The sequence below is a fragment of the Ferrovibrio sp. genome (assembly GCF_019636075.1).
Lineage (GTDB): Bacteria > Pseudomonadota > Alphaproteobacteria > Ferrovibrionales > Ferrovibrionaceae > Ferrovibrio.
The window spans coordinates 37,069-59,980 of record NZ_JAHBYG010000012.1 but is presented as its reverse complement, the minus strand read 5'-3'; the positions used below and the strand labels follow the sequence as shown (position 1 = coordinate 59,980).

The window sequence follows — 22,912 nt, the reverse complement described above, 5'->3', positions numbered from 1 at the left end:
TATGCAGAAGCCGGTGGGGCAACCCGCCGGCTTTTTCTTTTTGTCGTTCGTTTTTTAAGATCGGGGAGCGATCAGGCCTTTTCTAGCGATCAGCATCGAACGAAACCCCCACCAGGATTTTGTTCACCTGGTATGGCGTGACCGCACAGCCGATGCCCAGGGGCAGCAGCAACGACTGGTGGCGGAAGAGCCGGCCATCGATTTCCTCGCGCCGGGTGATCAGATCCGGTGCGCCGGTTTGAGTGACCCGCAGATAGCCTTCGCTGGCCCGGCGGGCAAAGCCCTGCCAGGGATGTTCGTCGATATACTTGCCGGTCATGTCGAAGCCCTGGCGCCTGGCGATGTTGCTGCCGAACAACCGGTAGCGGAAGCGGGGCTGGTCATCCTCGCCGCTTTCGATATCGAACAGGATCAGGTCGCCCAGCATGAACAGCAATTCGGCTGGGTCGATATCGGCCCGGGCAGGGTAGGGGCGGTCGCCGCGCTTACCCTGCCAATAGGCAAGCAACTTGCGCAGGCGCGGCTGTTCAAGCTCTGCTTCCATCATGGCGGCAAGCCTAGCATTGTTTCATGCTGGCAGTAAGCCCGCCTTGAAATCCGCCCCCGGGCGTCCTTAGTATCCAGCATGACCCTGCTGTTCAGACCCTTCCGTATTCTCGCCGCCGCCCTTGCGGTTCTCGTGCTGGCGCCTGCCGCCCAGGTGCAGGCCCAGGTACAGGCACAAGTGCAGGCCCAGCAGCCGCGCCAGGTGCCGCAAAGCCGCGCCGAAGTTCAACTCTCCTTCGCGCCGCTGGTGAAGCAGGTTTCACCGGCGGTGGTGAATGTCTATACCCGCAAGGTAGAGCGCGTGGTGCAGCGTTCGCCGCTGCTGGACGATCCGATCTTCCGCCGCTTTTTCGGCGACCGTTCGATGTTCGGCATCCCGCGCGAGCGTGTGGCGCAATCGCTGGGTTCCGGCGTGATCGTCGAAGCCGATGGCGTGATCGTCACCAATAACCACGTGGTGGAAGGCGCCACCGAAATCGTGGTGGCGCTGTCTGACCGCCGCGAATTCGAGGCCAAGCTGATTGCCGCCGATGCGCGCAGCGATCTGGCGATCTTGAAGATCGATCCGCGTGGCGAGAGTCTGCCTGTGCTGGAATTCCGTGATTCCGACGATGTGCAGGTGGGCGATCTGGTGTTGGCCATCGGCAATCCGTTCGGCGTGGGGCAGACCGTGACCCAAGGCATCATTTCGGCGCTGGGCCGCACCGATGTGGGAGATCTGGATACGCAATCCTTCATCCAAACCGACGCCGCCATCAATCCGGGCAATTCCGGCGGTGCGCTGGTGACCATGGATGGCCGGCTGGTCGGCATCAATACGGCGATCTTCTCGCAATCGGGCGGCAGCATCGGGATCGGATTTGCCATCCCGTCGAACCTTGTGGCATCCACGGTTGCGAGCGCGGTTTCCGGCAAGGGTATCAAGCGGCCATGGTTCGGTGCCAATGGCAGCACGGTGACCAGCGAAGTGGCGCAAGGCCTTGGTTTGGAGCGGCCGCAGGGCGTGCTGGTCGGCACGCTCTATCCGGGCGGCCCCGCCGCTCAGGCCGGTCTGCGCACCGGCGATGTGATCCTGCGTGTGGATGGCCGCGAGGTGAATGATGCCCGCGCGGTGAAATTCCGCATCGCTACCCGCAAGCTGGGCGAGACCGCCACCTTGGATGTATTGCGCCAGGGCCAGCAGCGCCAATTCGTTATCCCGCTGCGCGAGGCGCCGGAAAATCCGCCGCGCAACGTAACCCCGCTGGCCGGCAATCATCCTTTTGCCGGGGCCACCGTGGGCAATCTTTCGCCGGCCTTTGCCGAGGAGATTGGCGTGGATGCGCTGGCCAGTGGCGTGATCGTTCTGGAACTGGGTGCGGGTTCGCCGGCGGCCAGGCTGCGCATGCGGCCGGGCGATCTGGTGTTGAAGGTGAATGGCGCCGATATCGAAACGGTGGCCGATCTGCAAAAGGTGTTGCGGGTTCAGGCGCAGCAATGGACCTTGATGATCCGTCGCGGCGAGCAGACATTGCAGCTTACCGTGCGCGCTTGATCTGCGTGAGCGCCTGATGGCCGCGCCAGAATCCGGCCCGTCGCTGTTTGCCAATCAGGGCGACGTGCCGCTGGCCGAACAATTGCGTCCGAAAAAGCTGGAAGACGTGATCGGCCAGGATCATCTGCTGGCCAATGATGCGCCGCTGGCCCGCATGGTGGCCGCCAAGAAGCTGGCCAGCCTGATCCTGTGGGGTCCGCCCGGCACCGGAAAAACCTCTATCGCCCGTTTGCTTGCCGAAGCCACCAATATGTATTTCGCGCCGCTATCGGCGGTGTTTTCGGGGGTGGCCGATCTGCGCAAGGCTTTCGAGGCGGCACGGGCGCGGCGCGAACAGGGCCAACGCACTTTGCTTTTCGTAGACGAGATCCATCGTTTCAACCGCGCCCAGCAGGATGGTTTCCTGCCCTATGTGGAAGATGGCACCGTGGTGCTGGTTGGGGCCACCACCGAGAATCCCAGCTTCGCGCTGAACGGTGCCTTGTTGTCGCGCGCCAGCGTGCTGGTGCTGCACCGGCTGGATGATGCGGCATTGGAAAGCCTGCTGGCCAAGGCCGAAGCCGTGCGGGAACGGCCATTGGCATTGACGCCCGAGGCGCGCGCCGCGCTGCGTGCCATGGCCGATGGCGATGGCCGTTATCTGCTGAACATGGCCGAGCAGGTTTTCGAGTTGCAGCCCGAGGGCCAGCTCGATCCGGCCAGGCTGGCCAATCTGCTGCAACGCCGTGCGCCGCTTTACGACAAGGGCCAGGAAGAGCATTACAATCTGATCAGCGCGCTGCATAAATCCATGCGCGGTTCGGATTGCGATGCCGCCTTGTATTGGCTGGCTCGCATGCTGGTTGGCGGCGAGGATCCGCTTTACATCATGCGCCGGGTCGCGCGCTTTGCTGTCGAGGATATCGGCATGGCCGATCCCAATGCGCTGTTGCAGGCCATGGCGGCGAAGGAACTCTACGATTTCCTGGGCAGCCCGGAAGGCGAGATCGGTCTGATGCAGGCGGTGGTTTATATGGCCACCGCGCCGAAATCCAATGCGGTCTATATGGCCGAGAAGGGTGCCAAGCGTGCGGCGCGCGAGCAGGGCTCGCTGATGCCACCCATGCATATCCTCAATGCACCCACCAAGCTGATGAAAAATCTTGGCTATAGCGACGGCTATGCCTATGACCACGATACTGCCGAGGGGTTTTCCGGGCAGAATTATTTCCCCGATGCCATGGATCGCCGGCAATTTTACAAGCCGAAAGAGCGGGGCTTTGAACGTGAAGTTATAAAAAGATTGGAATACTGGCAAAAACTTAGGGAAAAGAAACAGGCCGAAAGCCCCTGAAGTTGTCTGGAATAAGCCAGCCCGGCTTCCTAAATAATATGTTAACCCCGCACCGGATAAGGTGCCTGCCATGCCGTCACGTTCGCCACCCGTAGATAATAGCCAGCGTAGTTCGCTTGGTCGCCTCGGCATAATTTTCGCCGGGGTAATGGCGTTGCTCGGCCTGGCCGGATATATGGGTCTGGAAATCGTTTCCGAAGCAGAGAAGCCGTTTTATACGCCGGGCAAGGTGCCCTCGCGTGACGACTGTTTTTATGAGAAAATCGGTCGTTACAAGAATCTGAACAAGCAAATCCTTTTCCAGGCCGCCCAGGAATGCGAACTCGAAGTACAGTCGATCGAAGGACACGAACAGGCGCGGCTGGAATGGCTGGAGCGAAAGGCTCTGGCCGTGCCAAAACCGGTAGAGCCGGCGGCGCAGCAGCCGGAGCCGCAGCAGGAGCCGGACCGCGTGCGCCGCGTATGGCGCTAGACGCAGATCAAAACCCCGGGCAAAAGCCTGAGCAAAAGCCGGCGCACCAGCCGGCGGCTGAAAAAAACACCATAACCACCCGCATCATTGCCGCCGACGAGGCCGATATCCGCTTGGATCGTTGGTTCAAGCGGCATTATCCCTGGCTTGGCCATGGCAAGCTGGAAAAGCTGCTGCGCACCGGGCAGGTGCGTGTCGATGGCGGCCGCGCCAAGGCGGCCACGCGGCTAGAGGCTGGCCAAAGCATCCGGATTCCGCCGTTGGGCGAAGCACCGAAGGATGACGACAAGCCGCGCGCCCCCAAGGCCGATCCGCAGCGTATCGCCGAATTGCAGGCCGCTGTGCTGCATAAGGATGATGCGGTGATCGTGTTGAACAAGCCGCCGGGCCTGGCCACCCAAGGCGGCACCGGCATTTCCGAGCATCTGGACGGCCTGCTGGATTATCTGCGCTTCGGTTCCACCGAGCGGCCGCGCCTGGTGCACCGGCTGGACAAAGATACCTCTGGCGTATTGGTGCTGGCGCGCACCGCCTCGGCTGCGGCCAAGCTGGCGGCCGCTCTGCGCAAGCGTGAGGCGCATAAGCTATACTGGGCGCTCACGGTGGGCGTGCCCACGCCGCGCGAGGGCAAGATCGACATGCCGCTGGCCAAGCTGCCGGGCATTCTGGGCGAGCGCATGACCGGCGACCCCGAAGCCGGCAAATCCGCCATCACGCTGTATCGGGTGATTGCCACCGCCGGCCGGCGTGCCGCCTGGCTGGGCATGGCGCCGATCACCGGCCGCACCCATCAGCTGCGCGTGCATGCCGCCGCGCTGGGCACGCCGATTGCCGGCGACGGCAAATACGGCGATAGCGAAAACCAGCTTACCGGCAGCATCAGCCGCAAGCTGCATCTGCATGCCCGGGCCTTGCGGCTGGAGCATCCCGATGGCGGCATCCTGCAGGCCAAGGCGCCGTTGCCACCCCATATGCAGGCTAGCTGGGATCTGCTGGGGCTGGAGATCGATGCCGAAGCCGATGAATGGCTGGAATGATAGAGCGTTCTTTAGTGACGGTAAGACTTTTTATCACTACCTTCGAGCGTATGGAGAAAGGCTAATTTAAATTGCCGAAAAGCGTAACGCTAAACGCTGAGGTTCATATAAATGAGTATTAGGGGTTTCCTTTCTAAATTTATTTTTTTGCCCCGTCTTTGTGGGTGAAAATCCATTATTCTTCCATTCTCGGCATGTATGAGAAGAATCTACTTCCTAGCATTTTTGATGATCCATATTTTGAAGTTCTAGCGAAACGTAGAGATGAAAAGCGTGCTGCTACAAATAAGATCATAGCTAGCAATGTTGTGCTTTTGCTTTTACTTGCGCTCGTGGCATTTGGCGTGAAACCAGATATATCGTTTCAAGGAGTGCATATAGAAGTCGATAAGCTAAAGGAGTTATTATTATTCCTTCACACTGCAGGCAGTTTTACTGGGTGCCTCTTATTTAATGACCTGATGGTCATGAGAGAAATGTTGAAATCGCGCATTCAGTTACGATTGGATAAATATGAGGATCTTCCATCGCCGCTTTTAAAAGCTCATGCGCTGCAAGCGCTAGATATGCGCTATCTCGATAGTTTAGGCGATTACACACCAATCCATTTCGATAGCTTGGGAAAAGAGCAGCCTTTTGGAATACAGATGCGAGGGGTAATAGTAAGAAAAACCTTGATTGTAATTATGCGTATGATTCTTATTTTTATGTTCGGTATCCAGATTGCTGTACTCTATGACGTAGCCATGCACCCATCATTCCATTGGGCAATTAGCTGGAGTGTGGTTGTGCTTTCTGCCCTGACATCCTTCCTGTGGTTACTTGTAAAGTTGCCTTATATTGAACGCAAAGAGCCAAACGAACAGGCTATCGCTTAATGTCAATTATGATTGTAAAAGTTAGAATCTTTGCAAATTACTTCTGTATAGATAATTAGCGATTAGGCGCCGGCAGCGGCGTGGCGTCGATGCTGCCGCGCGGTGCGGATTGCACCTGCGGCACCGGGGCCAGGTTGCGCTGGCTGTCGCCCGGGCGCTGGCGCGGTTTGTTTGCGGCGGGCAACTGCGCCCAGAGGGTTTCGGCTTCGGCCAGCGGCAGGGCGCGATCACCGGGGCGGCAGGCGCGGCTGCGATAGAGCAGGCGGCGCGAGGGATAGTAACACCACATGGCTTGCTCAAGGGCGGCGCGCTGCAGTGCCTCGGCCTCGGGCGTATCTATCCAGCGGCTGCCGGGCGGGCAATGATCGGCGCCGAAAATCTGCTGCCTGGCATCGTCGTAGCATAGCGCCTGGCCTTCCTGGCGCAGATAGGCCGGCGGCTGTTGCTGCTGCGGTTCGGCGGGCAATGTGGCGCGGGCAACCCGTTGCTGTGGCTGCGCAGGCGGCGGCGGTTCCTGTGATGCCATGAAGCGTTGCTCGGCTTCGGAAAACGGAATTGCCGTATAGCCTGGGGCGCAGCGGCCGGTCTGGCTGGGATAGAGCGTGCCGGTATCGGGGTTGAAGCAACTGGCCAGAACGGCGCCGGTGCCTGGCGCGGATATCCTTGCATCGGCCTTGCCGCCCATGCCGCGATAGAGACTGCGATTGATGTCGCGCAGATTATCTTCCAACCCGCCGCAGCCGGTCAGAAGCAACAGGGCGATGAAGGCGTATGCGCGCCTAGCCACGGCCACGATAGGAGGCCACACCCTGATCGGGCAGCCAAAGGCCGGCCGGCATCTTTCCGGTCTGCCAGAACACATCGATCGGCATGCCGCCACGCGGATACCAATAGCCGCCGATGCGCAGCCAGCGCGGCTTCATCGCCTGCACCAGGCGTTCGGCGATGCCGATCGTGCAATCCTCGTGGAAGGCACCATGGTTGCGGAAGCTGGCCAGGAAAAGCTTGAGCGACTTGCTCTCCACGATGCGCCGGTTGGGCACGTAATCTATGCAGAGATGAGCGAAGTCCGGCTGGCCGGTCAGCGGGCAGAGGCTGGTGAATTCCGGCTGCACGAAGCGGATCGCGTAAAGCTTGCCGGGATGCGGGTTGGGCACGGTTTCCAGCACGGCGGTTTCCGGGCTGGTGGGGGCCGCAACAGGTTTGCCCAACTGGGTTAACCCAACAGCATATCCAGGGGTGATAGGGGCGATGCTTTTGCGCCCGGCTGTTTGTTTCTTTGCCATGCTACTCTGGTCCGCCTTGATTTCGCCGCGAGAATACCTCGGCCTTTCCGCTTTTGCACCCCATGGCCGCCGCGATTGCCGGCGATAAAGACTGTGCGCAGGCAGACCGGTACCGCCAGCCAAACCAACCGCTGGCAAACCAGGAACCGGAACCCCGCGTGATGATAACCAGGAGTTCGACCATGTCGATGTCCCGTAAACCCTTCGCTCTCGCCGCCATCCTGCCGGCTTTGAGCTTTGGCCTGCTGCTCGGCCTTTCGGCAGCCAATGCTTCGGCCCAGACCGCTCCCGCCACTTCGGGCGTCGTGGCCCCCACCACGCCGCCGATTTCCGAAATGAAGCAGACCGAAAAGCTGCAGCATAAGGCCGCCGAAAAGAAGGCCGGCGAACACAAGGCGGATGCCAAGAAGGCCGCCGACAAGAAGGCGCATGACGAAAAGCATGCGGCCAAGCAGGCGGAAAAGAAGCAACTCGCCAAGAAGGCCGACGACAAGGCCGCCGAAGCGAAAAAGGCCGTCAACTGAACGTCCTTCCCCCAAGCAACAGTCCCCGGGTCGCAAGGTCCGGGGGCTTGTTTTTGTCTGCAAGTATTGCGGTAAACCGCTTTTTATTGGCCATCGCTTCCCCTGGCGGCCCAGTCATGCGACCTTGGCGCCATGTCTGCCGCTCGATTCACTCAATCCTCTGCTTTCGAGGCGCCGCGTTTGGTGCTGTTCGATTGCGATGGCACGCTGGTGGATAGCCAGCACCATATCGTAGCCGCCATGCAGGCGGCTTTTGCCAGCCATGCCTTGGCTGCACCCGCGCCGGATGCGGTGCGCCGGCTGGTGGGTCTGTCGCTGGAAGTGTCTGTGCGCCGCTTGCTGGAAAGCATGGCCTTGAGCGCCGAGGCGGATGCCGATGCGGTGGTGGCGGCCTATCGCCAGGCGGCGTTTGCCATGCGCCATGCGCCAGACCATGACGAGCCGCTGTTTCCCGGTCTGTTGGAAGCTCTGGCGAAGCTGGAAGCCGATGGCTATCTGCTGGGCATTGCTACCGGCAAAGCACGGCGGGGATTGGATGCCACTCTGTCCTTGCATGGGTTGCATGATCGCTTTGTCACCCTGCAAACCGCCGATATCGCGCGCGGTAAGCCGGATCCGGATATGGTGTTGCGGGCAATGCGCGAAACCGGCGCCGAGCCGGGGTCGACATTGGTGGTGGGAGACACCACATTCGACATATTGATGGCAAGAAATGCCGGGGCGCGCGCGATTGGCGTGGCCTGGGGGTATCATGATCCGGCCGAATTGTTGGAGGCCGGGGCTTTGGCGGTGGCAGAGAGCTATGGCGAATTGCCGGCTCTGATCCGCATGACGACAGGAGGCTGACCATGCGTTTCGTGAAATGGGGATTGATCGCGGTTGCGGTTCTGGTGCTGCTGGTCGGCGGCCTTGCCATTGTGGCGGCGAATATCGACGTGAACCGCTTCAAGCCTGAGATCGTTGCCGCCGCGCAGGATGCCACCGGCCGCAAGCTGGAGATTGCCGGCGATCTGAAACTCTCGATCTTTCCCAAGCCGGCAGTGAGCGTGAAGGGTGTCAGCTTCGCCAATGCGTCCTGGGGCAGCCGGCCGGAGATGGCCAAGGTGGGCGAGTTCAGTGCCGAGCTTGACCTGTTTGCGCTGATCGGTCGTCGTATCCAGGTGGATCGTCTGGTGCTGGCCGATGTGGATGTGCTGCTGGAGAAGGATCGCCAGGGCCGCGCCAATTGGGAATTCAGCGCGCCGGCCAAACCGCAGCAGCCGTCTCAACCCGCTCAGCAGCCTGCGGCGGGCGATGGCAGCGGCATGCAGCTTGGCATTCCGTCGCTGGATAACCTGCTGATGAAGAATATCAGGCTGGCCTACCGCGAGGCTGGCCAGACCCCGCAGCAAACTGTGACGCGCGATGTGCGGCTGGATGAGTTTTCGCTGCAAAGCGCATCCGGCGGCACCATGGTGGCCAAGCTGCGCGCGAATTTCGATGGCAACGATATCGTGGCCGATGGCAGCTTCGGCACCCTGGCCGAGATGCTGAAGCCCAGCAAACCTTGGCCGGTGAAACTGGCGCTTTCGATCCCCAATGCCGATCTGAAAGCCAATGTGGAAGGCAGCGTTGCCAATCCCGCCGAAGGCAAGGGCTATGCGCTGAAGCTTTCCGCCACCGCGCCGGATATCGCCAAGCTGGCGGCCCTGGCCGGCCAGAAGGCGCCGAGCTTCGGCCCGCTGAATTTTGCTGCCGATGTGAAAGAGCAGGGCGGCCAGCCGGCGATTTCCAATCTCAATCTGGTGCTGGGTGAAGACAAGCTGGGGCGCGTGCAGGTGACCGGTGCCATTGCCCAGCCGCTGACGCAGAAGGGCCTGGCGCTGGCCATCGCCTTTGCCACCCCGGATGCGAAGAAATTTGCCGCCACGCTGGGCGCCGAAGTGGCTCAGGCGGTTCCGGTGACGGCGAAGTTTTCGGTGAAAGATGCCGGTACCATGCGCTATGCCATATCCGATCTGGCAGCGCAGGTTGCCACCAGCGATCTGGCTGGGTCGGGCGATATCGCCTTGGCGGGTGCGCGGCCGGCCGTGAAATTCGACCTCGCCTCGAAGTCGCTCGATCTCACGCCGCTGCTTGGCGAGTCCGGCAAAACGGTTGGTGGCGGTCCTGGCAGTGGCTCCGGCTCCGGCTCTGGCGGCGGTGCCGGCGGCGGCGCGAAATCCGATGGCCGGGTGTTCAGCGACGAACCGCTGCCGCTGGATGGCCTGAAAGCTGCCGATGCGGAACTGCGCTTCAAGGCCGATGCCTTCAAGGCGCCGATGGTGGATGCCAAGGCGGTGAATGTGGTGCTGACGCTGAAAGACGGTGCGTTGAGCGTGCGGCCCTTCGGCCTGAACGCCTCGGGCGGCAGCTTCAACGGCGAATTCGCGCTCAATGCCGCCAGCAAGGCTTTGCGGGTGAAGCTGGATGGCGCGAAATTCGGCCTGAGCGATTATCTGACGGCCAACAAGATCACCGCCATCGTCTCGCGCGATGCGCCCACCGATATTTCGGTGGACCTCACCAGCCAGGGCGGTTCGGTGCGCCAGTTGATGGCCGGCCTGAATGGCAAGGTGCTGCTGAAGGTGGGCGAGGGTGAGTTGCGCGACCAGTATCTGGATTTTCTGGGCGGCGACATGGTTGGCATGCTGGGCAAGCTGGGGCAGGCCACGGCCCGCACCAAGCTGGAATGCGTGGTGGCCGGGCTTGATATCAAATCCGGCATCGTCACGCCGAAGGCCATTCTGATGGAAACCGGACGGCTGGGCGTTGTGGCCGAAGGCGATATCAACCTGGGTACCGAACAACTGGCCTTGAAGGTGGTGCCGGCGCCGCGCGATGCCGGCATTGCACCGCTGGCCGTTCCCGTGCGGGTGGGCGGCACTTTCGCCAAGCCCAGTTTCTCGCCGGATGCCGCGGCGATGGCCAAGGGTGCGCTGGGGGCAGTGGCCGGTGCAGCGCTGATGGGGCCGGCGGCGATCCTGATGCCGATGATGAGCGGCGGTTCGTCTGATAGCGATCGCGGGCAGCCGGCTTGCGCCAAAGCGGTTGCCCTGGCCGAAGGCCGGCCGGTGCCGCAATCCAGCAACCGCTCTGGCCAGCAACAGCAGCAACAGCAGCAGCAGCAGCAAAACAATAATCCGCTGCAGAATCTACAACGCGGCCTTGGCGGCCTGTTGCGGCGGTAAAATTCCATGCGGCGTTTCTATAAGGCGGTCGGCATAGCGCCGGCCGCCGCTTCCGATGTTGAAGGTTTCCATGTGCTGCTGGATGGCCGGGTGCTGAAAACCCCGGCCAAGGCCGCGTTGCTGCTGCCGAATGCCGCGCTGGCCGAGGCAGTGGCGGCGGAATGGGCGGCGCAGGCCGAACAGATCAAACCCGACAGCATGCCGCTGATGCGCTTTTGCGCCACGGCGATTGACCGTGTGGCGCAGGATCGCAGCTACACCGTTCAGGAATTGGTGCGCTATGGCGGCTCGGATCTGCTTTGCTATCGTGCGGAAGACCCGGCTGCGCTGATCGCGCGCGAGCAACAGGTTTGGCAGCCTTTGCTGGATTGGTTCAGCCAGCGTTACGATATCGGGCTGAATGTCACCACCGGGATCATCGCTGTTAAGCAGCCGGAAGATTTGCCGGCGCGCCTGACCCGGATACTCGAGGCGCTGGACGATTTCCGCCTTGTGGCTCTGCATAGCGCGACCACCGGCACCGGCTCGCTGGTGATCGGGCTGGCCTTGCTGGCTGGCCGGGTGGATGCCGATGCGGCTTTTGCTGCCGGCCAGCTCGATGAATTGTTTCAGGCGGAAGCCTGGGGCGAGGATTACGAAGCGCAGGATCGCCGTTCAGGCCTGCTCGAAGAGCTGCGCCAGGTGCAGCATTTCCTGAAGCTGCTGTGAGATCGGCAGCCATCGAACCGGTCTGATCAGAATTCCTTCCAATCGTCGTCGTCGCTGACCACTGGGCGTGGGGCTGTGCTGGCCACTGGGCGTGGGGCCGGGCTGGCCACTGGTCGCGGCGCAGGCTTCGGTGCCGCAGGCGCCATGGCAGGTTGTGCTGCCGGTTTGGCCGGGCTGGGCCGGGCGGCAGGCGGTTTTGTATGCATTGTGGTGCCGGGTACGGCCTTGTGCGGCGCCGGTGTGGCAACCGGATTGGGCGAGGGCGCAGGCCTGGATACGGGGCTGGCAGCCGGTTTGCGCGTGGCTTCGTCGCCCAGCTTGAAATAGGCCACCATGCCGGCCAGCGCCTGGGCCTGGCCGGCCAGGCTTTGTGCCGAGGCCGTGGTTTCTTCCACCAGGGCGCCGTTGCGTTGGGTCATCTCGTCCATGCTGCCGACGGCGCGGTTCACATCCTCCAGGCCTTGCGATTGTTCGCGGCTGGCGGCGGCGATATCGCCCACGATGTCGGCCACTTTCTTGATGGCTGCGACGATCTCGCCGAGCGTGGAGCCGGCCTGATTGACCAATTGCACGCCTTTGCGTACCTGGCTGTTGGAGGCCTGGATCAGCGCCTTGATGTCCTTCGAGGCATTGGCCGAGCGCTGCGCCAGCGCACGCACTTCCTGCGCCACCACGGCAAAACCCTTGCCGGCTTCGCCGGCGCGTGCGGCTTCCACGCTGGCATTCAGGGCCAGCAGGTTGGTCTGGAAGGCGATCTCGTCGATCAACCCGACGATATCTCCGATCTTCTGCGCGCTGCCTTCGATCTCGCTCATCGCCGATACGGCTTCTGTGGTGACGGCGCCGCCTTTTTCGGCGATGTCGCGCGCATTGGCGGTGAACTGATTGGCCGCCTGGGCATTCTCGGCATTCTGTTTCACCGTGGTGGTGACCTGATGCATGGAAGCGGCAGTCTGTTCCAGATTGGCAGCCTGGGATTCGGTACGTTGCGCCAGATCCTGACTGCCCATGGAGATTTCATCGGCGGCTTCGCGCACGGTGCCCGACAGGTCCGAAAGCTTGCGCACCACATCGCCGATCTGTTCGGTAACGCTGTTGGTGTTGCGCGCCAGCGTGTCGAACACGCCGGGATATTGCTTGTCCAGTTTACGGGTGAGGTCGCCCTTGGCCAGTGCATCCAGGCTGCCGGAAATATCCGCCACCATATGCAGCACCTGATCGGCGCTGGCATTGATGGTTTCGGATAGAGTCTTCACGAAACCGGTTTTACCGGCAAGATCGATCGGCTTGGCCAGGCCGCTCTCGAAGGAATCCGTGATGGCCTGCATCACTTCGCGCTCGATACGCAGGCGCTCGGTCATGTCCTGCCATTCGATCACCACGCCCATGCGTTTGCCGGCGGCATCGAAAAGCGGATTGGCCACCACATCGAATACCCGGCCGGCGGTTTCGGCGCGGCCGCGATGGCTGCCGGTGAGATTGCCGATCAGGTTGCGCTGGTGATTGCGGTCTTTGTGGAAGCGGTCGAAATTTTCGCCCAGCAGTTTGTCGGCGTCGAAATCCGGCAGCCAACGCCGCAAGTCGCTCTGCGCTTCCTTGAACATGCGGTGGATCGCATGGTTCACCAGGATGATCTTGCCATCGTTATCGGCCATCATCACATTGGCATCCAGATTGGCCAGCGCGGCCTCCAACTGCACCAACCTGGCCTGGGCGGTTTGTTTATCCGCCGCTGCCGATTCGTCAGATGCAGCAGCGCCGCGCATCAGCTTCAAACCAAGCCCGGCAGCACCGAGCACGCAGAGTATGAACAGACCTTCGCGCCATCCTGGATTGCCGCCCTGCAGAACGGGAGAGAAGAGCAATAATGCGATTGCGCCCAGTGCTAGGCTTATGAGAACCGCATATTTGTCAGAAAAAGTAGATTTCTGCATGATGCTCTCCAAGGGCTTGGTTTAAGCCGGAGGCATGATATGCATGCAATCATACACTTTTAAAGCGTTGAATCTAAGAACGTCTCGCAGAGTTACCACAATTTAATACGCGTAAAAATATGCAATATGCACGTTATTGTCGGCTAATTGTTTGTTGTTGCAGGTGCTGCATGAGAGCGGTACTGTCCGCCCGTAAATCCTGAATCGGTAAAGCGTGGTTTTGCCATGCATTGGATTTCCGGGGGCTTTTTGCTTTTTCGGGGGATGTTGGGTGTCGGCTGGGCGTAAGGATAATCGGCAGCGTCCCAAGGTTGGGTACGGCGAGTTGCTGGCTGCCATTGCCGATCATGAGAAATACCGCCAGAGGCTCTCTGGCGGGCGTCGTACCATTTTCCAATTCCGCGATCTGTCCAATCTGACCATGGCTGGGGCTGACTTGGCCGGCGCAGATTTTACCGGCTGCAAGATGCAGGGCGCCAATCTGGCCGAGACCAATCTGAGCCAGGCTGTGCTGTATGCCTGCGACCTGCGCGGCGCCAATCTGCAGGGCGCGCGGCTGGACCGGGCCGATTTGCGCGGCGCCTCTTTGCGCGGCGCCGACCTGACCGGCGCGCGGCTGCTGGATGCCGACATGCGCGATGGCGTGGTGGCCGAACGCGACAAATACGGCAATGTGCATATCAAGAAGCCCGACCACGATCCGGTGGATTTGGGCGGCGCAAAAATGGCAGCAGCCGATCTGACCGGCGCCGATCTGTCTGGCGTGAGTGCCGGGCGCACCGATTTCACCGATGCGATCATGGTCAATTGCGTGCTTACGCGCGCCAATCTGGCGGCGGCGCGGCTGGAAGGCGCCAATCTGTCCGGCGCGGACCTGTCTGGTGCCAACCTGAAGGATGCCACCTTGCGCGGCGCCGTTATGGTGGGCGCCAAGCTGGAAAACGCAATGATGGCGGGCGCTGATGTGCAGGGCGTGCTGGATGACCGCCAGAAGGGCCGGCCGATCAGCGATCTGGGGGTTTCCATCGATGAAGCCCTGAAACTTTATGCCGCCTGGGTTGGCACGGGCGGCCAGCAGGGCAGGCTGTTCGATTTCAGCGAACTGGATCTGCGCGGCATCGGCCCGCGTCAGGGCGTGATCCTCACCGGCGCCAATCTGCGCGGCTCGGTATTGCAGGGCCTCAATCTCGAGCGCGCCATGATGCAGGGCGCCAAGCTGATGGATGCCGATCTGCGCGATGCCAACCTGATGGGTGCCGATCTGCGTGGCGCCAATCTTTCCGGGGCGCATCTGGTGCGGGCCGATCTGCGCGATGCCAATCTCGGTCCGCTCACCATGGGCGGCGGGCGCTATTTTCCGGTCAATCTCAGCCGCAGCCTGCTGCGTTCGGCCGACCTGCGCGGCGCGTTGCTGAAGAATGCGGTGATGGACGAGGCCGACCTTGCCCGCGCTTTGCTGGATGGCGCCGATCTGACCGATTGCCGGCTGCCGGAGATGCCGGCCGGCATGCGGCGGCGCAACTGATCCGGCACCATTGCCTCTGCGCAATTTTCCATCCATAAAAAACCCTTGTTTTGCAATTCCTTACGATCCGCTCTGGAATTTTGAAAGATTGCATCGCGCGGGCGCATTGCCGGCTATTTTGCGCTGCGAAACAGTGTGCTATGCGTCGCCATAAGACTGTAAGATCGGTGTTATCCGGCGTGTCGGTTGGGCCGGGTTTAGCGGGGGAGTTCCATGCAAGACATCATTCGGCAACTCGAGGAAAAGCGCGCCGAGGCGCGCCAGGGCGGCGGCGACAAGCGCATCGCGGCCCAGCATGCCAAGGGTAAGCTGACAGCGCGCGAACGCCTGGAATTGCTGCTCGATCCCGGCTCCTTCGAGGAGTGGGACATGTTCATGGAACATGATTGCACCGATTTCGGCATGGAAGCGCAGAAGGTGGCCGGCGATGGCGTGGTCACCGGCTCGGGCACCATAAATGGCCGCCTGGTCTTCGTGTTCAGCCAGGATTTCACCGTGTTCGGCGGCTCGCTCTCGGCCAGCCATGCCAAGAAGATCTGCAAGATCATGGATCAGGCGATGAAGGTGGGCGCACCAGTCATCGGCCTCAACGACAGCGGCGGCGCCCGCATCCAGGAAGGCGTGGACAGCCTGGCCGGCTATGCCGAAGTGTTCCAGCGCAATGTGCTGGCCTCAGGCGTGGTGCCGCAGATTTCGGTGATCATGGGGCCCTGCGCCGGCGGCGCGGTGTATAGCCCGGCGATGACCGACTTCATCTTCATGGTGAAGGACAGCAGCTACATGTTCGTTACCGGCCCCGATGTGGTGAAGACGGTGACGCAGGAGGTGGTGACGCAGGAGCAGCTTGGCGGCGCCGTCACCCACACCACCAAATCCTCGGTGGCCGACAACGCTTATGAAAATGACGTTGAGGCGATAACCCAGACCCGCCGCCTGATGGGCTTCCTGCCGCTGAGCAACCGTGAACGCCCGCCGGTGCGCGAAAGCTTCGATCCGATCGACCGCATCGAGATGTCGCTCGATACCCTGGTGCCGCCCAATCCGAACAAGCCCTACGATATGAAGGAGCTGATCGAGAAGGTGGTGGACGAGGGCGATTTCTTCGAGATTCAGCCCAGCTATGCCAAGAACATCATCACCGGTTTCGCCCGCATCGGTGGCCAGCCGGTGGGCATCGTGGCCAACCAGCCGATGGTGCTGGCCGGCTGTTTGGATATCGATAGTTCGCGCAAGGCGGCGCGTTTCGTGCGCTTCTGCGATTGCTTCGAAATCCCCATCGTCACCTTCGTGGATGTGCCCGGCTTCCTGCCCGGCACCGCGCAGGAATACGGCGGCATCATCAAGCATGGCGCCAAGCTGCTTTTCGCCTATGGCGAAGCCACCGTGCCGAAGATCACCGTGATCACCCGCAAGGCCTATGGCGGCGCTTACGACGTGATGAGCAGCAAGCATCTGCGCGGCGACGTGAATTATGCTTGGCCCACGGCGGAAATCGCGGTGATGGGCCCGAAGGGCGCGGTGGAGATCATCTTCCGTTCAGAGATCGGCGATGCCGACAAGATCGCGGCGCGTACCGAGGAATATCGGCAGAAGTTCGCCAATCCCTTTGTGGCCGGCCATCGCGGTTTCATCGACGATGTGATCATGCCGCATAACACGCGTTACCGGATTGCCCGCTCGCTCGCCATGCTGCGCGACAAAGAGCTGCAAAATCCCTGGAAGAAACACGACAACATTCCCCTGTAAGTGAGCGCAAGAACCATGGCCAAGAAGACCGTAAGCAAGGTTGCCGCTCCCAGAACCGGTTTCGGGGCGGGCAAGTTGTTCGACAAAATCCTGATCGCCAATCGTGGCGAAATCGCCTGCCGCGTGATCAAGACCTGCCGCAAGCTCGGCATCAAGACCGTGGCGGTGTATTCCGATGCCGATGACGGCGCCCTGCATATGCGCATGGCCGACGAGGCCATCCATATCGGCCCGCCGCAAGCGGCCGAAAGCTATCTGGTGATCGACAAGATCGTGGATGCCTGCAAGCGCAGCGGTGCGCAGGCCGTGCATCCGGGCTATGGCTTCCTGTCCGAGAACCGCAAATTCTCCGAAGCCCTGGCCAAGGCCGGCATCGCCTTCATCGGGCCCAATCCGGAAGCGATTTTCGCCATGGGCGACAAGATCGAGTCCAAGAAGCTGGCGAAGAAGGCCGGCGTTTCTACCGTGCCGGGCTATCTCGGCGCCATCAAGGATGGCAAGGAAGCCATCAAGATCGCCCGCGATATCGGCTATCCGGTGATGATCAAGGCATCGGCGGGCGGCGGCGGCAAGGGCATGCGTATCGCGCGCTCGGATTCCGAGGTCGAGCAGGGCTTTTCGTCCGCCACCAACGAGGCGAAGAATTCTTTCGGCGATGATCGCGTGTTCATCGAAAAATACGTTGAAGAGCCGCGCCATATCGAGATCCAGGTGCTGGGCGACAAGCATGGCAATGTGATCTATCTCGGCGAGCGCGAATGCTCGATCCAGCGCCGGCATCAGAAAGTGGTGGAAGAGGCGCCATCGCCTTTCCTGGATGCCAAGACCCGCAAGGCGATGGGCGAGCAGGCGGTGGCGCTTTCCAAGACCGTGGGCTACGACAGCGCCGGCACGGTGGAATTCATCGTCGGTCCCGACAAGAAATTCTACTTCCTCGAAATGAACACGCGTTTGCAGGTGGAGCATCCCGTCACCGAATTGATCACCGGCGTCGATCTTGTCGAACAGATGATCCGCGTGGCGGCCGGCGAGAAGCTGACCATCGCGCAGAAGGATGTGAAGCTGAATGGCTGGGCCATCGAGGCCCGCATCTATGCCGAAGATCCCTATCGCGGCTTTCTGCCCAGCACCGGTCGCCTGGTGCGCTGGAGCACGGCGGAGGAATCCGCAGCCATCCGCAACGATACCGGCGTTGTGGAAGGCAGCGAGATCAGCATGTTCTACGATCCGATGATCTCCAAGCTGTGCGGCTATGGCAAAACCCGTGAAGAAGCCACCGCCGCCCTTGCCGGTGCGTTGGATGAAACCTGGATCAGCGGCATCGGCCATAACGTGAATTTCCTGTCGGCCGTTCTGGCGCATCCGCGCTTTGTCGCCGGCCGGCTTTCCACCAATTTCATCGCCGAGGAATGGCCGGCGGGTTTTGCCGGCGCCGTTCTGCCGCCGGCTCGCCGCAATGGCCTGATCGCGGCCGCTGTGCTGCTGCAATTGCGCGCAGATCGCCGTGCCGGCCATATCAGCGGCAAGCTTGGACTGCCCGAGAAGCAGACCCCTGCTGAATGGGTGGTGGCGCTGGGCAGCGCTGGCGGCGGTCGGGAAGAGCATGTCGTCAGCATCGACGAAACGGCCGGTGGCATCGATGTGAAGCTGGATGGCAAGGGCAAGGCGATCAAGGTGCGCACCGATTGGCGCCCCGGCGATGCCTTCCTGCGTGCCGAGATCGATGGCGTGAAGGTGGTGGCGCGTGTAGCCAGCCGCGTGGAAGGCTTCCGCATCACCCATGGCGGCGCCGAACTGGATGTGGCGGTGCGCACGCCGCGCGCCGCCGAACTGGCTCGCCTGATGCCCGAGAAGGTGGCGCCGGACATGTCGAAATTCCTGCTCTGCCCGATGCCGGGCTTGGTGGTTTCGATCAATGTGGCGGAGGGCGAACCGGTGAAGGCCGGGCAGGCCTTGGCCGTGGTGGAAGCCATGAAGATGGAAAATGTGCTGCGCGCCGAACGCGACGGCACCGTGCGCAAGATCAACGCCAAGAAGGGCGACAGCCTGGCCGTGGATCAGGTAATCCTGGAATTCGCTTAAAGATTCCCCCGCCGATGCTGGCGCGACGGCTTTTCCTGCTGCAGGAAGAGTATGGCCGCCGCGCCATTGCGCGTGGGCGCTGGGCGGCCTGGGCGTATGAGTTCCTGCTGTTCGGCATCAAGGAGGCCTGGGCCTGCCTGTTTGGCGGCGCCTTGCTGGCGCTGCTGATCGCCACGCATCTCTGGTATCCGCGTGATGCTGGCCTGGGTGATGTTGGGCTGGCGCGCTATGATTTTCTCTTTGTCGCCTGCCTGGCCCTGCAGATCGCCATGCTGGCCTTCCGGCTGGAAAGCTGGGAGGAGGCGAAGGTGATCTTCCTGTTCCATCTGGTCGGCACGGCAATGGAAATCTTCAAGACCGCCATGGGGTCTTGGATTTATCCCGAAGTCAGCCTGCTGCGCATTGGCGGCGTGCCGCTCTTCACCGGTTTCATGTATGCCGCGGTGGGCAGTTATTTCGCGCGGATCGGCCGTGTATTCGACATGCGCTTCAGCCATTATCCGCCGCTTTGGGCGACCATGCTGCTGGCGGCGGCGATCTATGCCAACTTCTACAGCCATCATTACATGATGGATTTACGCTATCTGCTGTTTGCGGCAACGGCGCTGCTTTATGCGCGCTGCTGGGTCTATTTCAGGGTCTGGCGCGTTCATCGCCGCATGCCGCTGCTGCTTGGCTTCATGCTGGTGGCTTTGTTCATCTGGTTTGCCGAGAATATCGGCACCTTCACCAGCGCCTGGCTCTATCCCAGCCAGATGCGGGGTTGGAATATGGTTTCCTTTGCCAAATACGGCTCATGGTTCTTGCTGATGATCATCAGCTTCGTGCTGGTGACTTTGGTGCGCAAGCCGCGTCCGATCCATGAGGATGATTAAGGCCCGGACGGCAGGGCGCCGACCGGGCTTTATACTCAGTCCCTCAACACCGCCGTGACGGTCTTGGCCAACGGCGTGGTGGGGCGGCCGATCAGCTTGGATAGCGTGCGGCTGCCATCGAACAAGCCGCCTTTCGACGCGCCGGTATCGGAATCCGCCAGCAGGTTGGCAAAGGCTTCCGGCAGGCCGAAGCTTTTCAGCAGATCGGCATAAGCGGCCTCGGGCATGTTGCTGTAGGCGATGCTCTTGCCGGTCTGCTTGGAAACTTCGGCAGCCAGATCGGCCATGGTGAAGGCGTCGTCGCCACCCAGTTCGTAGATCGTGTTTTCATGGCCGCTGCCGGTCAGCACGGCTGCGGCGGCTTCGGCGTAATCCTCGCGGGCGGCGGCCGAAATCTTGCCGTCTCCGGCCGCGCCGACGATGCCGCCATTGGGCACCGCGCCGGCAATCGCGCTGGTGTAATTCTCGCTATACCAGCCATTGCGCAGGATGGCATAGGCAATGCCGGAAGCCTTCAGCGCGGCTTCGGTGGCGCGATGCTCCACGGCCAGGCCCAGCGGCGAATTATCGGCATGCAGGATGCTGGTATAGGCAATCAGCTTCACGCCGGCCTGCTTGGCGGCATCGATCACATTTTGATGCTGCGGCGCGCGTTGGCCCACTTCCGAAGACGAGATCAGCAGCAGCTTATCCACGCCCTTGAGCGCGGCGGCCAGTTGGTCCGGCTTGGTGTAATCGGCGGCGCGGGTGGCAACGCCCAGATCGGCGGCTTTGGCCGGATCGCGCACCAGGGCGACGATTTCAGCCGCCGGCAGCTTGGCCTTCAGCTTTGCAATCACGATGCGGCCCAACTGGCCGGTGGCTCCGGTAACGGCAATGGTCATGGCAAAAGCCCTCTTGTTTGGTCGTGGTGCCACGCCATATAACTACGGCAGTTACTTTTAGAAGGTACCTACATAAAAGTAAGTATGGAGAAAATATAATGGCCGATGCAGATATCGCGGAATATCAATCAAAAACACTGTCGAATTATTTGCAGGCCGGCAATCTGATGGCCGTGGATTGTCCTTCGCGGGAGGTGTTGAAGCATCTCACCAGCCGCTGGGGCGTGCTGGTGCTGATCGCCCTGCAATCGGGCATGCATCGCTACAGCGACTTACGCCGCAAGATCGGCGGGGTGAGCGAGCGGATGCTGATCCAGACCCTGCAATGGTTGGAGCAGGATGGCATGGTGCGGCGCGAGGCGCTGCCGGTGGTGCCGCCCCATGTGGAATACAGCCTCACGCCGATGGGCGAGGAAGCCGCCGAAAAAGTACGGGCCTTGGCCGATTGGATCGAGATCAAGTTTCCCTATATCGCGGCAGCGCAAATGCAGCGCAAGGCGGGCTGAGGCGGCTCAGCCCTGCATGTCGCGCACGCGCTCCATGCGCATGCGGCCGGCATGGTCGATCGGCTCCTTGAAGGCCGGCGGCGCCAGGGTATTGAGCTTGTGGTTTAGGTTGCGGGTAAGCTGCCATTCCTTCTTCGGCTCGTTCTTGGACAGCAGCTGTTTCGACGACAGCGCGTTCAGCACGCGGTCCCACAAAGTCTCGGCCACCAGGGGCAGGCGGTTCTGGCCCAACAGCGCATTCAGCTTTTCCAGCATCGGATCGGGCTTCGGCGCCGGTGGGATCACCAGCTTGCCGGCGGAAAGCTCGGCTAGTGCCAGCAGGGCTTCTGAAAGATTGGCGCGATGGCCCAGCAGATCCTGCACCAGGGTGCCGGAATCCATGCAGGAAGCCGCCAGTTCATCCAACAGGCCATCGAAGGCATGGTTCTGGTGTTCTTCCAGGGTGCGCAAGGTGAAATCCAGCTTGGCGCCCTGGCTGGGCATCTGCATGGTCTGCTTGCTGATCTGGAACAACGTATAGAAACGCGCATCGTTGGGCTGCGCATAACGTGCGGCCATGGCTTCGCAGAGCTTGTCGAAACCGCCGGATTCCAGCGTGGGCAGGGTTTTTTCGCCAAGCGCCGCGCGGGTATGGGTGATCAGCTTGTCGAACAACGCTTCCAGCTTGCGGCTGCGTTCGGCCTGGCTGGGCAGGCCTTGCTGGGTCTGGGCGCCGGCCAGCGCATAAATACCGGCCCGCAGGAAGTTGCTGTTGTCGGCCAGCTTGCGCTGATGCTGCGGCGAATGCAGCAACTCGATGGCGGTGCTGTTCTGCTTGTCGAGGAATTCGCGAAACACGGTGCCGAAGGCGCGGCAGGCGGTGCGGGTGGTGAGGTCGAAGACGGTTTCGCAAACCGGGAACTGCCCGCGGAAGGGGCGCACCTGCATCGGCTTGACGCGATTGACTGGCGCCTGTTTGGAGAAGATTTCGGTCTGGGTGCCGAAGCCATCGTCGCGCGAACGGGTGCGCATCACCCGCACGGCAGAAAAATCGCCCATGTTCAGCAGCGCATTGGCCTGGGCGATGGCGTTTTTTTCCAATTGTTCATTGGCAAGCTTGGTGGCGCCGGGTTCGCTCTCCAGCCGTTTGTCCATGCGCCAGCGGCCATCCACCATCACATAGATTTCGTAGGCATAACTACGTGTGCCGAAAATCGATCCGAACATAAATCCCCCTGGATACGGCCCTATGGCCCAACTTTATGATGTTGCGCCATGCTGGCAAGTGCTGGTCGGCAACCGGATCAATTTTCCGGCGGCATCAGCTTGGCATTTGCCGCTTCGTTCATCTTGCGCTCCACCGCTTGCAATTGCTTGGCGAAACGCTCGAAGGCATTAGCCACCGAAAGCGCGAATTGCCGTTGCTGCGGCTCGGGCATGTCGAGTGCGGCCTGCGCGAAGCGGCGCGAATTCTCGCGGGCGATATTGGCGGCATCGCCATAGGCATCGGCGCGCACCTGCTCGAAGGTGGAGAGGATGCCGCGCCGGGTGATGCTTTCTTCAACGGTCTTGAATGACGCCTCTTTCACCATGCCATCCTTCAGCAGGTCGAAGACCAGGAAGGTTTCCTCGGAAATCTTGTTGAGAATGCGGTCCACGCGTTCGCGGTCGCGCGGCGAAGGTTCGTCCTGCGCGTCTGGTTTCTGACCGACGATGCGTTTGGCTAGCTGGCGCAGCATTATGCGCGCACCCTCCGTAAGCTTGCCGCGATGGCATACCCTGGCCGCTTTGGCTTGGCGATTTAACGCGGAAACCAGCGGATCGGGCAAGCAGGATGGTTGAATATGATTTACG

21 protein-coding genes are annotated in these 22,912 nt (G+C 61.3%); 14 read left to right on the top strand and 7 right to left on the bottom strand.

Features of this window, described 5'->3' with window-relative positions; genetic code table 11:
- Window positions 1-82 precede the first annotated feature (82 nt).
- A complete protein-coding gene (locus KF827_RS07475; protein WP_291002765.1) occupies window positions 83-547 on the bottom strand; it encodes a PAS domain-containing protein in 465 nt (154 codons plus the stop codon).
- Between the two features lie 78 nt (window positions 548-625).
- Between KF827_RS07475 and KF827_RS07470 the strand changes: the two genes are divergently transcribed.
- From KF827_RS07470 to KF827_RS07450, 5 genes are all read left to right on the top strand, one after another.
- A complete protein-coding gene (locus KF827_RS07470) occupies window positions 626-2,080 on the top strand; it encodes a DegQ family serine endoprotease (RefSeq protein WP_291002762.1) in 1,455 nt (484 codons plus the stop codon).
- Window positions 2,081-2,096: 16 nt separating this feature from the next.
- Window positions 2,097-3,413, top strand: coding sequence for a replication-associated recombination protein A (locus KF827_RS07465; RefSeq protein ID WP_291002758.1), 1,317 nt, complete (start codon window positions 2,097-2,099; stop codon window positions 3,411-3,413).
- A 70-nt stretch (window positions 3,414-3,483) separates the two neighbouring features.
- Window positions 3,484-3,885: a hypothetical protein gene (locus KF827_RS07460; RefSeq protein WP_291002751.1), complete on the top strand. Its 402-nt coding sequence runs from the start codon at window positions 3,484-3,486 to the stop codon at window positions 3,883-3,885.
- The gene (locus KF827_RS07455; RefSeq protein ID WP_291002746.1) at window positions 3,876-4,922 is read left to right on the top strand and encodes an RluA family pseudouridine synthase; all 1,047 of its coding nucleotides are present in this window, start codon (window positions 3,876-3,878) and stop codon (window positions 4,920-4,922) included. Before KF827_RS07460 ends, KF827_RS07455 begins: the two co-directional genes overlap by 10 nt.
- 194 nt (window positions 4,923-5,116) lie before the next feature.
- The gene (locus tag KF827_RS07450) at window positions 5,117-5,800 is read left to right on the top strand and encodes a hypothetical protein (RefSeq protein WP_291002743.1); all 684 of its coding nucleotides are present in this window, start codon (window positions 5,117-5,119) and stop codon (window positions 5,798-5,800) included.
- A 55-nt stretch (window positions 5,801-5,855) separates the two neighbouring features.
- Here the strand turns inward: KF827_RS07450 and KF827_RS07445 are convergent, their stop codons facing one another.
- On the bottom strand, window positions 5,856-6,587 hold the full coding sequence (locus KF827_RS07445; protein WP_291002740.1) for a hypothetical protein: 732 nt from the start codon (window positions 6,585-6,587) through the stop codon (window positions 5,856-5,858).
- Entirely contained in the window at window positions 6,580-7,086 is a 507-nt protein-coding gene (queF, locus tag KF827_RS07440; RefSeq protein ID WP_291002737.1) for a preQ(1) synthase, read from the bottom strand. The genes KF827_RS07445 and queF overlap by 8 nt, the downstream gene beginning before the upstream one ends.
- A 182-nt stretch (window positions 7,087-7,268) precedes the next feature.
- Between queF and KF827_RS07435 the strand changes: the two genes are divergently transcribed.
- The 4 genes from KF827_RS07435 to KF827_RS07420 all read left to right on the top strand — a co-directional run bounded on the left by KF827_RS07435 (window position 7,269) and on the right by KF827_RS07420 (window position 11,527).
- On the top strand, window positions 7,269-7,610 hold the full coding sequence (locus tag KF827_RS07435; RefSeq protein ID WP_291002735.1) for a hypothetical protein: 342 nt from the start codon (window positions 7,269-7,271) through the stop codon (window positions 7,608-7,610).
- A 132-nt stretch (window positions 7,611-7,742) separates the two neighbouring features.
- Window positions 7,743-8,456: an HAD-IA family hydrolase gene (locus KF827_RS07430; RefSeq protein ID WP_291002732.1), complete on the top strand. Its 714-nt coding sequence runs from the start codon at window positions 7,743-7,745 to the stop codon at window positions 8,454-8,456.
- A gap of 2 nt (window positions 8,457-8,458) precedes the next feature.
- Window positions 8,459-10,819, top strand: a complete 2,361-nt coding sequence (locus KF827_RS07425; RefSeq protein ID WP_291002729.1) for an AsmA family protein — start codon at window positions 8,459-8,461, stop codon at window positions 10,817-10,819.
- Window positions 10,820-10,825: 6 nt separating this feature from the next.
- Window positions 10,826-11,527, top strand: a complete 702-nt coding sequence (locus tag KF827_RS07420; RefSeq protein WP_291002726.1) for an ATP12 family chaperone protein — start codon at window positions 10,826-10,828, stop codon at window positions 11,525-11,527.
- A gap of 26 nt (window positions 11,528-11,553) precedes the next feature.
- On the opposite strand, the gene KF827_RS07415 is transcribed toward KF827_RS07420, so the two are convergent.
- The gene (locus tag KF827_RS07415) at window positions 11,554-13,392 is read right to left on the bottom strand and encodes a methyl-accepting chemotaxis protein (protein ID WP_291002723.1); all 1,839 of its coding nucleotides are present in this window, start codon (window positions 13,390-13,392) and stop codon (window positions 11,554-11,556) included.
- A gap of 340 nt (window positions 13,393-13,732) precedes the next feature.
- On the opposite strand from KF827_RS07415, the gene KF827_RS07410 reads away from it, so the two are divergent.
- From KF827_RS07410 to KF827_RS07395, 4 genes are all read left to right on the top strand, one after another.
- On the top strand, window positions 13,733-14,986 hold the full coding sequence (locus tag KF827_RS07410; RefSeq protein WP_291002720.1) for a pentapeptide repeat-containing protein: 1,254 nt from the start codon (window positions 13,733-13,735) through the stop codon (window positions 14,984-14,986).
- Window positions 14,987-15,199: 213 nt separating this feature from the next.
- Complete coding sequence (locus tag KF827_RS07405) at window positions 15,200-16,732, top strand: acyl-CoA carboxylase subunit beta (RefSeq protein WP_291002717.1); 1,533 nt, start codon at window positions 15,200-15,202, stop codon at window positions 16,730-16,732.
- A gap of 75 nt (window positions 16,733-16,807) precedes the next feature.
- Complete coding sequence (locus KF827_RS07400; protein ID WP_291002908.1) at window positions 16,808-18,814, top strand: acetyl/propionyl/methylcrotonyl-CoA carboxylase subunit alpha; 2,007 nt, start codon at window positions 16,808-16,810, stop codon at window positions 18,812-18,814.
- 14 nt (window positions 18,815-18,828) lie between these two features.
- Window positions 18,829-19,689 (top strand): DUF817 domain-containing protein, encoded by an 861-nt coding sequence (locus tag KF827_RS07395; RefSeq protein WP_291002715.1) that lies wholly within the window; start codon window positions 18,829-18,831, stop codon window positions 19,687-19,689.
- Window positions 19,690-19,724: 35 nt separating this feature from the next.
- Here the strand turns inward: KF827_RS07395 and KF827_RS07390 are convergent, their stop codons facing one another.
- A complete protein-coding gene (locus KF827_RS07390; RefSeq protein WP_291002712.1) occupies window positions 19,725-20,573 on the bottom strand; it encodes an SDR family oxidoreductase in 849 nt (282 codons plus the stop codon).
- 98 nt (window positions 20,574-20,671) lie between these two features.
- Here KF827_RS07390 and KF827_RS07385 point away from each other — a divergent pair, with 98 nt between their 5' ends.
- Window positions 20,672-21,079, top strand: coding sequence for a helix-turn-helix domain-containing protein (locus KF827_RS07385; protein WP_291002709.1), 408 nt, complete (start codon window positions 20,672-20,674; stop codon window positions 21,077-21,079).
- A gap of 6 nt (window positions 21,080-21,085) precedes the next feature.
- Here KF827_RS07385 and KF827_RS07380 read toward each other — a convergent pair whose 3' ends face one another.
- A complete protein-coding gene (locus KF827_RS07380) occupies window positions 21,086-22,285 on the bottom strand; it encodes a hypothetical protein (RefSeq protein ID WP_291002706.1) in 1,200 nt (399 codons plus the stop codon).
- Window positions 22,286-22,362: 77 nt separating this feature from the next.
- Window positions 22,363-22,797 (bottom strand): hypothetical protein, encoded by a 435-nt coding sequence (locus KF827_RS07375; protein ID WP_291002703.1) that lies wholly within the window; start codon window positions 22,795-22,797, stop codon window positions 22,363-22,365.
- Window positions 22,798-22,912: the final 115 nt, after the last annotated feature.